The sequence below is a fragment of the Leisingera sp. F5 genome, from assembly GCF_001593695.1.
The window spans coordinates 52,534-66,291 of sequence record NZ_LUKH01000014.1; the positions used below are offsets into that span (position 1 = coordinate 52,534).

The 13,758-nt window shown below is 62.3% G+C and carries 14 protein-coding genes; 1 reads left to right on the top strand and 13 read right to left on the bottom strand.

What is annotated here, in order from left to right:
- Positions 1–9 precede the first annotated feature (9 nt).
- From A2I95_RS11805 to A2I95_RS11855, 11 genes are all read right to left on the bottom strand, one after another.
- Complete coding sequence (locus A2I95_RS11805; protein WP_291729946.1) at positions 10–1,191, bottom strand: NADH-quinone oxidoreductase subunit E; 1,182 nt, start codon at positions 1,189–1,191, stop codon at positions 10–12.
- An 82-nt stretch (positions 1,192–1,273) separates the two neighbouring features.
- Positions 1,274–2,497, bottom strand: a complete 1,224-nt coding sequence (locus A2I95_RS11810; protein ID WP_291730019.1) for an NADH-quinone oxidoreductase subunit D — start codon at positions 2,495–2,497, stop codon at positions 1,274–1,276.
- The gene (locus A2I95_RS11815; RefSeq protein WP_291729947.1) at positions 2,497–2,643 is read right to left on the bottom strand and encodes a hypothetical protein; all 147 of its coding nucleotides are present in this window, start codon (positions 2,641–2,643) and stop codon (positions 2,497–2,499) included. The genes A2I95_RS11810 and A2I95_RS11815 overlap by 1 nt, the downstream gene beginning before the upstream one ends.
- Positions 2,643–3,248: an NADH-quinone oxidoreductase subunit C gene (locus A2I95_RS11820; RefSeq protein ID WP_291729948.1), complete on the bottom strand. Its 606-nt coding sequence runs from the start codon at positions 3,246–3,248 to the stop codon at positions 2,643–2,645. The genes A2I95_RS11815 and A2I95_RS11820 overlap by 1 nt, the downstream gene beginning before the upstream one ends.
- A gap of 15 nt (positions 3,249–3,263) precedes the next feature.
- Positions 3,264–3,797, bottom strand: coding sequence for an NADH-quinone oxidoreductase subunit B family protein (locus A2I95_RS11825; protein WP_027258414.1), 534 nt, complete (start codon positions 3,795–3,797; stop codon positions 3,264–3,266).
- A complete protein-coding gene (locus A2I95_RS11830; protein ID WP_024090668.1) occupies positions 3,788–4,153 on the bottom strand; it encodes an NADH-quinone oxidoreductase subunit A in 366 nt (121 codons plus the stop codon). The genes A2I95_RS11825 and A2I95_RS11830 overlap by 10 nt, the downstream gene beginning before the upstream one ends.
- Before the next feature lie 233 nt (positions 4,154–4,386).
- Entirely contained in the window at positions 4,387–5,169 is a 783-nt protein-coding gene (locus A2I95_RS11835) for a crotonase/enoyl-CoA hydratase family protein (RefSeq protein WP_291729949.1), read from the bottom strand.
- 19 nt (positions 5,170–5,188) lie between these two features.
- Positions 5,189–6,046 (bottom strand): hydroxymethylglutaryl-CoA lyase, encoded by an 858-nt coding sequence (locus A2I95_RS11840; RefSeq protein WP_291729950.1) that lies wholly within the window; start codon positions 6,044–6,046, stop codon positions 5,189–5,191.
- Positions 6,047–6,125: 79 nt separating this feature from the next.
- The gene (locus A2I95_RS11845; RefSeq protein WP_291729951.1) at positions 6,126–8,063 is read right to left on the bottom strand and encodes an acetyl/propionyl/methylcrotonyl-CoA carboxylase subunit alpha; all 1,938 of its coding nucleotides are present in this window, start codon (positions 8,061–8,063) and stop codon (positions 6,126–6,128) included.
- A 9-nt stretch (positions 8,064–8,072) separates the two neighbouring features.
- Positions 8,073–9,677, bottom strand: a complete 1,605-nt coding sequence (locus A2I95_RS11850) for a carboxyl transferase domain-containing protein (protein WP_291729952.1) — start codon at positions 9,675–9,677, stop codon at positions 8,073–8,075.
- Between the two features lie 76 nt (positions 9,678–9,753).
- Complete coding sequence (locus A2I95_RS11855) at positions 9,754–11,280, bottom strand: AMP-binding protein (RefSeq protein WP_291729953.1); 1,527 nt, start codon at positions 11,278–11,280, stop codon at positions 9,754–9,756.
- 149 nt (positions 11,281–11,429) lie between these two features.
- Between A2I95_RS11855 and A2I95_RS11860 the strand changes: the two genes are divergently transcribed.
- Entirely contained in the window at positions 11,430–12,035 is a 606-nt protein-coding gene (locus tag A2I95_RS11860; protein ID WP_291729954.1) for an OmpW family outer membrane protein, read from the top strand.
- Positions 12,036–12,095: 60 nt separating this feature from the next.
- Here the strand turns inward: A2I95_RS11860 and A2I95_RS11865 are convergent, their stop codons facing one another.
- Positions 12,096–12,596 (bottom strand): lysozyme inhibitor LprI family protein, encoded by a 501-nt coding sequence (locus tag A2I95_RS11865; RefSeq protein WP_291729955.1) that lies wholly within the window; start codon positions 12,594–12,596, stop codon positions 12,096–12,098.
- Positions 12,596–13,756, bottom strand: a complete 1,161-nt coding sequence (locus A2I95_RS11870; RefSeq protein WP_291729956.1) for an isovaleryl-CoA dehydrogenase — start codon at positions 13,754–13,756, stop codon at positions 12,596–12,598. The genes A2I95_RS11865 and A2I95_RS11870 overlap by 1 nt, the downstream gene beginning before the upstream one ends.
- Positions 13,757–13,758 lie beyond the last annotated feature (2 nt).

The following is a 13,758-nucleotide window of genomic DNA, read 5'->3' on the forward strand; positions in this document are numbered from 1 at the left end:
CGCTGCCCGTTATTGGTCGTTTTCGTAGATGCCTTCGGCCTTGGCGCGTTTGGCAAATTCGGTCTCGTCACCCACCTGCAGGCGCTTGGCCTGTTCGATCCAGCCGTCGCGGGTGATGCGGCCCTTGAACTTGAGCCGCGCATCAACCCAGGCAACCTCGGCTTCGGTCCAGTCAGCGATCTGTTCGAAGTGAAAGAAACCCAGCTCATTCAGTTTTTCTTCCAGCTTCGGGCCGACGCCCTTCAAAAGCTTCAGATCATCCGGCAGGCCGCCCAGGGCTTCTTTCAGCACCATCGGCTGGCTTTCTTCCGCCGGAGCATCCTCAGCATCTGCTGCTGCACCTTCCGGCGATGCAGGTTCAACCGAAGCGGCTTTCTTAGGCGCGGCCTTGGCCGCTTCCTCCGCCTGTTTGACCGCAGGTTTGGGAGCTTCCGGAGCCTTGGGCGGCACATCCGCTGCGGCGCGGCCAGCAACAACACCGTCCTTGCCGACCCAGGGGGTCAGCAGCGGCACTTCATCCCCCTGGATGCGCTTGACGCCGTCCTTGATGTCGGTCGACAGTTGCACGCTTGCATTGTACTGGGTTTTGCCGCTGTCGAAATCAGTCAGCGAGGTCAGGCCTGATTTCGGCTCAGCAGCATAGCGCCCGTTCTGCGGGCCGGGTGTAACCGCTTTGCCAGCGGCCAAATCGTCAAGCAGCCGGGTAAAGCTCTCAACCGTCAAGTCTTCGTAATAGTCCTTGCCGATCTGGGCCATAGGCGCATTGGTGCAGGCGCCCAGGCATTCGACCTCTTCCCAGGAGAACTTGCCGTCCGCCGACAGGGTGTGCGGCTTTTCAGCAATCTTTTCCTTGCAGACTGCAACCAGATCCTCGGCCCCGCAGATCATGCAGGAGGTGGTGCCGCAGATCTGGATATTGGCAACAGACCCGGTCGGTTGCATCTGAAACATGAAATAAAAGGAAGTGACTTCCAGCACCCGGATGTAGGCCATGCCCAGCATATCGGCGATGTGCTCGATTGCGGGTTTGGTAACCCAGCCTTCCTGCTCCTGCGCGCGCCACAACAGCGGTATAACCGCCGAAGCCTGGCGGCCTTCGGGATATTTGGTGATCTGCGCCTCGGCCCAGGCCTGGTTGGCCGGAGTGAAGGCAAAGCTGTCGGGTTGTTCTGAGTGGAGACGGCGCAGCATCAGATCACCTTTTGGTGGGCGTTGCCCGCTCGGATGCCTCCGGCGGGAGTATTTTTGAAAAGATGAAACAGGGCAGGCAGTTTCAACGGTCAATCTCCCCGAACACGACATCCATTGTGCCGATGATGGCGGCGACGTCGGCCAGCTGGTGGCCGCCGGCCACATGGTCCATCGCCTGCAGGTGCAGGAACCCGGGCGCGCGGATCTTGGAGCGGTAGGGTTTGTTGGACCCGTCTGCCACCAGGTAGACGCCAAACTCGCCCTTGGGGGCCTCGACGGCGGCGTAAACTTCGCCTGCCGGGACGTGGAAGCCTTCAGTGTAGAGCTTGAAGTGATGGATCAGGCTTTCCATCGAAGTCTTCATATCGCCGCGCTTGGGCGGGGACAGCTTGCCGCGGGCCATCACGTCGCCGGTGGCCTCGCGCAGCTTGGCAATCGCCTGGCGGATGATAGAGGTCGACTGGCGCATCTCTTCCATGCGGCAGAGGTAGCGGTCGTAGCAGTCACCGTTTTTGCCGACGGGCACCTGGAACTCGAACTCATCATAGCATTCATAGGGCTGCGCGCGGCGCAGGTCCCAGGCGAGGCCGGAGCCGCGCACCATGACGCCGGAGAAGCCGTATTGCTGGATCTCTTCCTCGGTCACCACGCCAATGTCGCAGTTGCGCTGCTTGAAGATGCGGTTTTCGGTCAAGAGGCCGTCGATGTCGTCCAGAACCTTGGGGAATTCCAGCGCCCAGAGGTCGATATCGTCCAGCAGATCATCCGGAAGATCCTGATGCACGCCGCCCGGGCGGAAGTACGCCGCATGCAAGCGCGCGCCGCAGGCGCGCTCGTAGAACACCATCAGCTTTTCGCGCTCTTCAAAGCCCCACAGCGGCGGGGTCAGCGCGCCGACATCCATCGCCTGCGTGGTGACGTTCAAAAGGTGGTTCAGCACCCGGCCGATTTCCGAGTACAGCACCCGGATCAGCTGGCCGCGGCGGGGAACCTCGACACCGGTCAGCTTTTCGATGGCCAGGCACCAGGCGTGTTCCTGGTTCATCGGCGCCACGTAGTCGAGGCGGTCGAAATACGGCAGGTTCTGCAGGTAGGTGCGGCTTTCCATCAGCTTTTCGGTGCCACGGTGCAGCAGGCCGATATGCGGATCGCAGCGCTCGACGATCTCGCCGTCGAGTTCGAGCACCAGACGCAAAACCCCATGCGCCGCAGGGTGCTGCGGGCCGAAGTTGATGTTGAAGTTGCGGATCTTCTGCTCGCCGCTCAGCGCGTCAACGCTGCCGTCATCGAATTTGGAGCCGTCCATCATTTGCGGGCCTCCATGCGTTTAACAGTGACGATGCCATAATTTGTGGCATCGTAAGATTTTTTAAAAAGGGGCAGAGCCGCGCCCAGCATGGCCGCACAGCCTGCCAGCAAGGTTCCCACTTCAGCCAGAGGTTCAAACCACATCAGTTTGCGCCCTCCTTCTCGTCACCGGGCAGGATATACTCGGCACCTTCCCACGGGGACATGAAATCGAACTGGCGGTATTCCTGCACCAGCTTCACCGGCTCATAGATCACGCGCTTTTGCGCCTCGTCATAGCGAACCTCGGTATAGCCGGTGGTCGGGAAATCCTTGCGCAGCGGATAGCCGCGGAAGCCGTAGTCGGTCAGGATCCGGCGCAGGTCCGGGTGACCCGAGAACAGGATGCCGAACATGTCATAGACTTCCCGCTCGAACCAGTTGGCCGAAGGGTGCACATCGACGATCGAGGGCACCATTTCATCCTCGCGCACAGCAGCCCGCAGGCGGATGCGCTGGTTCCGGTACATCGACAGGAAATGATAGACCACGTCGAACCGCTTGGCGCGGTCCGGGTAGTCCACCGCAGTGATGTCTACCAGGGTTGAAAACTTGCAGTTGGCGTCTGATTTCAAGAACTCCACCAGACCGGCGATATTCGAAGGCGTGACGTCAATGTTCAGCTCGTCAAAGGAGACGTCCCAAGCGACCACGCAGTCGGGGCGTTTGGCTTCGATCTGGGCGCCGAGTTCGTTCAGTGCTTCAGTCATGTTCTTGCGCCCCTCTTAGCGTACCAGAGTGCCGGTGCGGCGGATCTTGCGCTGCAGCTGCATCAGGCCATACAGCAGCGCCTCAGCCGTCGGCGGGCAGCCGGGCACATAGACGTCGACCGGCACAACCCGGTCGCAGCCGCGCACCACGGAATAGCTGTAGTGGTAATAGCCGCCGCCGTTGGCGCAGGACCCCATCGAGATCACATACCGCGGCTCGGGCATCTGATCATAAACCTTGCGCAGGGCCGGCGCCATCTTGTTGGTCAGGGTGCCCGCAACAATCATCACATCCGACTGGCGCGGCGAGGCCCGCGGCGCGATGCCGAACCGTTCGGCGTCATAACGCGGCATCGAGGTGTGCATCATCTCAACCGCACAACAGGCCAGACCAAAGGTCATCCAGTGCAGCGAGCCGGTACGGGCCCAGTTGATGATATCTTCTGCCGACGTCAGCAGGAATCCTTTGTCCTGCAGTTCAGCATTGAGGGCCTGAGTGACAACTTCCTTGTCCACACCGGCGGTGTTGGCTCCGGTCATCACTGCCATTCCAGCGCCCCTTTCTTCCATTCATAGGCAAAGCCGATGGTCAGCACGCCGAGGAACACCATCATCGACCAGAACCCTGTATCGCTGATATCCTTGAAACCGACGGCCCAGGGAAACAGGAATGCGATTTCCAAGTCAAAAATGATGAAGAGAATCGACACCAGATAGAACCGGACATCGAATTTCATGCGGGCATCATCAAAGGCATTGAAGCCGCACTCATAGGCGCTGACCTTTTCCGGGTCCGGGTTGCGGACTGCCAGCACAACGGCTGCCAGGATAAGGACAATGCCCAAACCTGCCGCAACGGCCAGGAAAACCAGGATCGGCAGGTATTCCCTCAACATCTCTTCCAAGAGCAGCTCCTTTTCCCGGCGGTTTCCCGCGCGACGTCAATTGGCGTGTTGATTTGCCACGTGCATACCCCCCCGCCCCCACAGCGTCAACTAAAGCAAGGTTAATCTACAAGGGTTTGTGACAGGAAAAAGCACAGCCGCAACATGCACATAATTCCCTAGTTATTTCATAAAGAAAGCGGCCGCAGCAAAACCGCGGCCACCATCAAAACGTGACTCATCCTTATTGGTTTTCAACTTTGCCAGGCGGGCTTGCGCTTTTCAAAGAATGCGCCGATGCCTTCCCGCGCCTCGTCGCCTTCCCAACAGGCCACAAGCGCCTTGATTGTATGGTCAATCACAGCGTCATCAAGTTGCGGCCCCAGATCGCGAGCCAGCTTTTTGGCGGCAGAGACGGCACCGGGCGCGCAGTTCAGATAGGGGGCCACTTCCGCCTCAACTGCCTCTGACAGCTGATCGGCGGGCACGGCCTTGGCCAGCAGTCCAAGCTCCACCGCTTCCGCCGCGCCGAACAGACGCGCCGACATGAATACCCGCCGTGCTTTGGCTTCGCCCATGCGGGCGATCACATAAGGGCCGATAGTGGCGGGAATCAGTCCCAGCTTGGTCTCGGTCAGGCCCATCTTCAGATGGTCCGCACCAATGGCCACGTCGCAGACCGACGCCATGCCGACACCGCCGCCAAAGGCATTGCCCTGCACCGCGCCGATCAGCGGCTTGGGCAATGTGTTAAGCGCCATCAGCATCTCCGCCAGAACCCGCGCCTCGCGCGCCCGGGTTCCGGCATCGGCATCCATCTGCGCCCGCATCCAGCCCAGGTCACCGCCTGCGCAAAAGCTCTTACCGGCACCGGTCAGCACCACCACACGCACGGTCTCGTCTTCGGCTAGGCGTTTCGCCGCCAGGGTCAGCTCCTGCAGCATCCGGCCGGACAAGGCGTTGTGCTTCTCCGCCCGGTTCAGGGTCAGGGTGCAGACTCCACGGCTGTCGGTGTCCAGAGTGATTGTCTCAAACATCTTGCTTCTCCGCTGAATTCTATTGCAGGCCGCGCATGGAACGAGCCAGTGCCGCGGCCTCTGCCAGCACATCGGCGTCCAGCCCTGTATCATAGCCCAACTCGGTCAGACGCTTGTGCACCGCTTCCGTCGCCACGTTGCCTGCGGCCCCCGGCGCATAGGGGCAGCCGCCCAAACCGCCCACGGCAGCATCGAACACCCGCACGCCCTGCGCCAGCGAAGCCTCTATATTGTCGAGCGCCCGGCCCGCGGTGTCGTGGTAGTGGCCCGCCAGCTGTGCCGCAGGGACCCGTGCGGTGACGGCGCTCAGCATTGCGGTGATCGCCTCAGGAGTCCCCTGCCCGATGGTGTCGCCCAGCGAGATCTCATAGCAGCCGAGAGCGTACAGCCGATCGGCCACCACCGCCACTTTTTCCGGCGCGGTGGCGCCGTCGTAAGGACAGTCGGTCACACAGGACACATAGCCCCGCACCGGCAGCCCGACCCTTTTGGCAGCGTCCAGAATGGGCAGAAAGCGGGTGATGCTTTCCTCGATCGTGGCGTTGATATTGGCCTTGGAAAATCCTTCGGAAGCCGAAGCGAAGACTGCAATCTCATCTGCATTGGCGGCCACCGCATCCTCGTAGCCGCGCATGTTGGGGGTCAGCGCCGCATAGCGGACGCCGGGCGCGCGGGTGATGCCCGCCAGAACTTCTGCGCTGCCCGCCATCTGCGGCACCCATTTGGGCGAAACAAAACTCGCCACCTCGATCCGCTTGAACCCGGCGCGGCTGAGGCAATCCGTCAGCGCAACCTTCTCCGCCACCGGGATCTCACGCTTTTCATTCTGCAGCCCGTCACGCGGGCCGACCTCGAAGATCTCGGCAAATTCGCCCATGGAATGCCCCTTCGGCTTCATCTTTTCAAAAATACTCAAACCGGGCCGGGAACGGCAAACGCGCCGCCCCGGACCCGGGTCAAGCGCCTTCTTCTTCCAGCCGCACCAGCGCCGCGCCAGCTTCGACCTGATCGCCGCTCGAGGCCAGCACTTCAGCCACCACACCGTCGCGCGCGGCCAGCAGAGAATGCTCCATCTTCATCGCTTCCAGAATGGCGAGCCGGTCGCCCTCTTTCACAGCCTGGCCTGCCTCGGCAAAGACCGCCTTCACGAGGCCCGGCATCGGTGCTTCGATCACATTGCTGTCGCCGCCCGCTGCCGCATCGCGGTCCAGCGGGTCAATCGCGGTGAACTCCAGCCCGTAGGCATCATGCACGGTGATCAGGGACCCCGACTGCGAAACCGCTGGCATCCGGCGCTCATCAATCCGCCACTGACCCTGACTGCGTTCCGCCACCACGGTTTCGCCATCAATGGTCCACAGCTGCCGGTCCGGCCCGTCCACCTGCACATCGGCGGTGAACTCCTCGCCCGCATGGGACAGGGTAACGGCCCGGTGCAAGGGCGCCCAGAGGGTGAAGCCGGTGTTAGGTGCAGCCTCCACCAGATCCAGCGCCACCATGCCGGCCGCCGCCTTATGGCGCAGTTCCACCTCCGGTACCGCGGTCAGCGCGTCCAGATCGCGCGCAATCAGGCCGGTGTCCACCTCGCCCTCCGCAAAGCCTTCATGCGCCGCCAGTGCGCCAAGGAAGGCAAGGTTGGTGACGGTGCCGCCAACTTGCGTTTCTTCCAGCGCGCGCGCCAGCCGCGACAGCGCCACTTTGCGGGTGGAGCCATGCACGATCACCTTGGAGATCATCGGGTCGTACCAGGGGCTGATGGTGTCCCCTGCCCGCACACCGCTGTCGGCGCGGCACTCAGCCGGGAAGGACAGATGCGTCAGCGTGCCGGTTGCGGGAAGGAAGCCCTTTGGCACGTCCTCCGCATAAAGCCGCGCCTCAAAGGCGTGACCGGTGATGGTGAGGTCTTCCTGTTTCGCCGGCAGGCTCTCGCCCGAGGCGACGCGCAGCTGCCACTCCACCAGGTCGACGCCGGTGATCAGTTCCGTGACCGGATGCTCCACCTGCAGGCGGGTGTTCATTTCCATGAACCAGAACCCATCGGTACGCAGCCCGTCAGAGCCGTCGACGATGAATTCAACTGTGCCTGCGCCCTTATAGCCGATAGCTTCGGCTGCGCGCACACCGGCCTGCCCCATTGCCTCGCGCATTTCCGCGGTCATGCCTGGCGCAGGGGCCTCCTCGATCACCTTCTGGTGGCGGCGCTGCAGGGAGCAGTCGCGTTCGAACAAATGCACCGCGGTTTCGCCGTCGCCAAAGATCTGCACTTCGATATGGCGGGGCTGCTGAATGTATTTCTCGATCAACACATCCGGGTTGCCAAAAGAGGTGGTCGCCTCGCCCTGGGCGCTTTTCAGGGCATTGGCGAATTCGGACGGCTGTTCAACCAGGCGCATGCCCTTGCCGCCGCCACCTGCCACGGCCTTGATCAATACTGGATAGCCAATTTTCTCCGCTTCACCGGCCAGGAACTTCGCATCCTGGTTGGCCCCGTGATAACCCGGCACCACCGGAACGCCGGCCTCTTCCATCAGCACCTTTGCGGCGTCCTTGAGGCCCATTTTGCGGATCGCATCCGCCGATGGCCCGATAAAGGTCAGCCCGGCGGATTCCACGGCGTCCACAAAACCCGGGTTTTCCGACAGGAAGCCATATCCTGGATGAATTGCCTGCGCGCCGGTTTCCTGCGCAACACGGATAATCTCATCACCCTTCAGATAGCTGTCCGCCGGGGCCGGGCCGCCGATATGCACGGCCTCATCCGCCAGCGCCACATGTTTTGAGGCGGCATCGGCGTCAGAGTAAACGGCCACGGTCCGCACCCCCATGGCACGGGCACTTTCCATCACACGGCAGGCAATCTCTCCGCGGTTGGCAATCAGAATCTTGTCAAACATGGGAGGTCCTCACATCCGGAAAACGCCGAAGCGCGTGTCTTCAATCGGGGCATTCAAGGCCGCGCTGAGCGACAGCGCCAGCACATCACGGCTTTTGCGCGGGTCGATAATACCGTCATCCCAAAGGCGCGCGGAGGCATAAAGCGGGTGGCTCTGCTCCTCGAACATATTGATGGTGGGGCGTTTGAACTCGGCCTCTTCGTCTGCTCCCCAGCTGCCGCCCTGGCGTTCGATGGCGTCCCGTTTTACCGTCGCCAGCACGCCCGCCGCCTGCTCTCCGCCCATCACTGAAATCCGGGAGTTGGGCCAGGTCCACAAGAAGCGCGGGGAATAGGCACGGCCCGACATGCCGTAGTTGCCCGCGCCAAACGATCCGCCGACCAGCATAGTCACTTTCGGCACATTGGTGGTCGCCACCGCGGTTACCATCTTGGCACCGTGACGGGCGATGCCCTCGTTTTCGTATTTGCGGCCAACCATGAAACCGGTGATGTTCTGCAGGAACACCAGCGGGATCTTGCGCTGCGAGCACAGCTCCACAAAATGCGCGCCCTTCTGGGCGGCCTCGGAGAACAGCACCCCGTTGTTGGCGATAATGCCGATCGGGCAGCCCTTGAGGTGGGCAAAGCCCGTGACGAGCGTCTCGCCAAATCGCGGCTTGAATTCGTCAAACCGGGAGCCGTCAACCAGCCGCGCGATGACCTCGCGGATGTCATAAGGCGTGCGCAGGTCGCCCGGCACTACGCCGAGGATTTCCTCGGGGTCATAGGCGGGCTCCTCGGGGCTCGCCCAGTTCACCGTCAGCGGCTTGGTGATGTTCAGCGACTGCACCGCGCGCCGCGCCAGCGCCAGCGCGTGGGCGTCATCCTCGGCCAGGTAATCCGCCACGCCGGAGAGGCGCGTGTGCACGTCGCCTCCGCCCAGGTCTTCGGAGCTGACAACCTCGCCTGTCGCCGCCTTCACCAGCGGAGGGCCTGCAAGGAAAATGGTGCCCTGCTCCTTCACGATGATGGTGACGTCGGACATCGCCGGCACATAGGCGCCGCCCGCGGTGCAGGAGCCCATGACCACGGCGATTTGCGGGATACCCTTGGCCGACATCCGGGCCTGGTTGTAGAAAATGCGCCCGAAATGGTCGCGGTCGGGGAAGACCTCATCCTGGTTCGGCAGGTTGGCGCCGCCGGAGTCCACCAGATAGATGCAGGGAAGACGGTTTTCCTCGGCAATCTCCTGCGCCCGCAGGTGCTTCTTCACCGTCATCGGGTAGTAAGTGCCGCCCTTCACGGTGGCGTCGTTGCAGACCACCATGACTTCCTGCCCGTGCACCCGGCCGATGCCCGCGACCACGCCCGCGCTGGGGGCCGCGCCATCATACATTTTGTGCGCTGCGGTGGCGCCGATTTCCAGGAACGGAGAGCCAGGGTCCAAGAGGTTCGCCACCCGGCGCCGCGGCAGCATCTTGCCGCGGCTTTCGTGGCGGGCGCGGGATTTTTCGCCGCCGCCCATGCGCGCGGCCTCCGCCGCCTCGCTGATCTGCGCAAGCGCCGCCAGATGCGCCTCGCGGTTCTGCTTGAAGCCTTCCGAGGAGGGCATCGCCTTGGATGTGAGTTTCATTTCCACTCTCCCGTTATAGGGTTGAGATCTTCAATTCCGGTTGGGGCAGCGTACGCCCGGTATGCAACACCTTGGATCATCCTGTTTCCCCCGCTGCCCGCGCCTTCAGCTCCTTGCGGATCACCTTGCCGGTCACGGTCATCGGCAGCGCCTCCACAAACGCCACTTCGCGCGGATAGGAATAATGCGCGAGGCGGTCCTTAACGTAGTTCTGCAGTTCCTGCTCTGACGCTTCCGCCCCAGATTTCAGCACCACATAGGCCTTGACGATCTCGGTGCGCAGGCTGTCGGGCTTGCCGACCACGCCCGCCGTCGCCACTGCCGGATGTGTCAACAGGCAGTCCTCGATCTCCGCCGGGCCTATGCGGTAGCCCGCCGAAGTTATCACATCATCCTCACGGCCAACGAACCGCAGGTAATCGCCTTCCCAGATGCCGCGGTCGCCGGTCACCAGCCAATCACCGCGGAACTTGGCCGCCGTTTCCTCTGGCCGGTTCCAGTATTCCAGCAGCATTGACGCCGAGCCGCGGCGAATGGCAACGTCGCCCTCTCCGTCCGTGGAATTGCCCGACCCATCAATCACCGCCAGCTTATGGCCCGGCACCGCTTTGCCAATGCAGCCCGGGCGCGGTTTGAAATCCGCAGCACAGGAGGAGGCCACCATATTGCATTCGGTCTGGCCGTAAAACTCGTTGATGGTCACCCCCAGCTGCCGCCGGCCCCAGGCGAGCATTTCGGCGCCCAGGGGCTCTCCACCGCTGGCAACAGAGCGCAGGCCGTGGAGCCCCTGCCCGGCTGCCTTCAGCATCCGGAGCGCGGTTGGCGGGAAGAAGATATTGCGCACTCCGGCCTTGGTGATCAGGTCCGCGCAGGCCTCAGGCGTGAACTTGTCCAGTCGTGCGGCGACCACTGGAACGCCGAGCGCCAGACCCGGCATCAGCACGTCGAACAACCCGCCGATCCAGGCCCAGTCCGCGGGGGTCCAAAGGACATCGCCCGGCTGGCCAAGGTGGTCATGGCTGATGGCAACCCCCGGCAAGTGGCCGGTCAGCACCCGGTGGCCGTGCAGCGCGCCCTTGGGGCTGCCGGTGGTGCCGGAGGTGTAAATCAGAACCGCCGGTGTTTCCGGCGTGGTATCGGCATAGGGCACCGGCGCGCCATCAACTCCGGCGCTCTCCACCATCACCGCCTCAGCCAGATCGCCCAGCAGCTCTGCGCCTTCCGGATCCGTGAAGACAAAGCGCACGCCGGCGTCACCGGCGCGGGAGGCCAGCGCGTCGCGTTTGAACAACTTGAACAGCGGCACCGAGATGCCGCCTGCCTTCCAGATCGCCAGATGCGCCGCCGCACACCAGGGTGACTGGCTCAGCAGCACACCGACCCGGTCGCCCGGCTGGATACGCTTCAGCAGGTAGCGGGCCAGCCCGTCCACCATCAGGCCCAGCTCGCCATAGGAGATGTCGCGCCGTGCCGGGCCGGTCATGTCGATCAGGGCGACGGTCTCGGCCGGTTGCGCCAAGCATTGCGCGGCCATGTTCAGCCGCTCCGGCAGGTCCCAGCTGCCATCTGCGCGCAACCCGGAAATGTTACCTGGATTATGCATATTTAGACATTCCCGAAACGCATAGCTGGCATGCAGTTTTTCCCTGTCTTTTCAAAAGCAAAGCGAGCGATCCTTTGATCCAGATCAGGGTATTCGTCCGCTTCCGGGTGCACCACGGCGGAGTAATCATAAGAAAAGGGACGCACCCCATGAAACGCATGGTTTCCGCTCTGGCATTGACCTCTGCTCTCGCCGCTCTGGCCGGCCCCGCGCTGGCCCAGCAGCAAGGCGACTGGACTGTTGGCGTCGGCATCGCCAACGTGAACCCGAAATCCGGCAACGGCACCCTTGCCGGTATGGCCGCCGATATCGACGACGGCACCGCGCTGTCGCTGACGGTTGAATACTTCTTCCGCGACAACTGGGGCGTTGAGCTGCTGGCCGCTTCGCCGTTCGAGCATGACGTCACTTTGGCCGGCGCCGGCTATGCCGCCTCTGCCAAGCAGCTGCCGCCGACCATCTCGGTCAACTACCATTTCCCGGCCCAGGGCAAGATCAAACCATTTGTCGGCCTTGGTCTCAACTACACCACTTTCTTTGAAGAAAGTTCGCCGCTTGGTGTGATCGAAATGGACGACAGCTTTGGCGTGGCGCTCAATGCCGGCGCGGATTGGCAAATTTCCGACCGCGGTGCAGTACGTTTCAATGTCCGCTACATGGACATCGACAGCGACGTAACCCTGAACGGCGCCGCAATCGGCACCGCCGAGATCGACCCGGTTGTCCTGAACATTGCTTACGTGCACCGCTTCTGATCCTTTGCATCCCAATGCTGGCGGGCCAATGCGTGTCCGCCAGCGTCTTCTTCCGGCCTGCTATTCACCGAGCCAGGCATCTTCCAGATAAAGCGCCTGCTCTCCGGTCAGCCGCATCAGGCAGCTCAGCACAGCCGGTCCGCCGCCGGTTCCGCCGCCCCATTGCGACCTTTCGAAATCACATGCGGCATCGCGATAGACGATCCAGGCCCGCTGCATGCCGCGGAGCGCCGGCGCCGTCTGCGGCGCAGCGGAACCGAGTTCCTCCATTTCAGCATCCAAGGCTTCGGCCTTAGCCCGCAATGACTTGTAGGCGCGGTTCAGCCGCTGATCCCAATAGCTGCGCTCGCCATCCAGGCATCCCATCATACCAACGGTGGTGGAGCCATCCGGCGTCAGCCCCATGCAGTGCTGTGCCGAGGTGCCCACGCAGCCGCGCTTTGCGTCCTGATTGGCCGCTCCCGCGACGCAAGCCGCCGTCGCACCGGAGGAGAAATGCACCTCCTGCGCCATGACGGAAGTGCCCGCCATCAGCAAAGCCAACAACAGGCCCGTATTCATTACATGGTTCCCATCAGTTCGCGGCCGATCAGCATGCGGCGGATCTCAGAGGTGCCGGCCCCGATTTCCATCAGCTTGGCATCGCGGAAGATGCGGCCCACCGGGTTGTCCGACAAATAGCCCGCGCCGCCAAAGGCCTGCACCGCCTGATGCGCCTGGGTCATCGCAACTTCCGATGCGTAAAGGCAGCAGGCTGCTGCATCCTGGCGGGTCACCGTGCCCTTATCGCAAGACTTGGCAACCTCGTAGACATAGGCACGGGCCGAGTTCATCGCGGTGTACATGTCGGCGATCTTGGCCTGCATCAGCTGGAAGTTCCCGATCGGCTGGCCGAACTGCTTGCGCTCCGCCATATAGGGCATCATTTCGTCCATACAGGAGGCCATGATGCCGGTACCGATGCCTGCCAGCACCACGCGTTCATAGTCCAGGCCGGACATCAGCACGCGCACGCCCTTGCCCTCTTCGCCCAGGATGTTTTCGAACGGCACTTCCACGTCTTCAAACACCAGCTCAGCCGTATTGGAGCCGCGCATGCCAAGCTTGTCAAAGTGTTTGGAGGTGGAGAAGCCCTTCATCTCTTTTTCAATCAGAAAGGCCGTCATGCCTTTTGAACCGGCGTCAGGATCGGTTTTGGCATAGACCACAAGGGTGTCGGCATCCGGCCCATTGGTGATCCAGTACTTGTTACCGTTCAGGCGGAAGTGATCGTTGCGCTTTTCCGCCCTGAGCGACATCGAGACGACGTCGGATCCCGCACCGGCTTCGGACATCGCCAGCGCACCGACATGATCGCCCGAGATCAGCCGCGGCAGATACTTGGCCTTTTGCTCGGCGTTGCCGTTCAGCTTGATCTGGTTGACACAGAGGTTGGAATGCGCGCCGTAGGACAGCGAGACAGAGGCGCTGGCACGGGCAATTTCCTCGATCGCGACTGTGTGGGCCAGATAGGACATGCCGGCACCGCCGAATTCCTCCGGCACGGTAACCCCCAAAAGGCCAAGCTCGCCCATCTCTTTCCAAAGCTCTGCAGGGAACTGGTTGTTCTGGTCGATCTCTTGCGCCATCGGCTTGACGCGATCCTGCGCCCAACGGTGAACCGCGTCGCGCAGTGCGTTCACATCCTCACCAAGATCAAAAGTCATGCTAGCGTTGAACATCC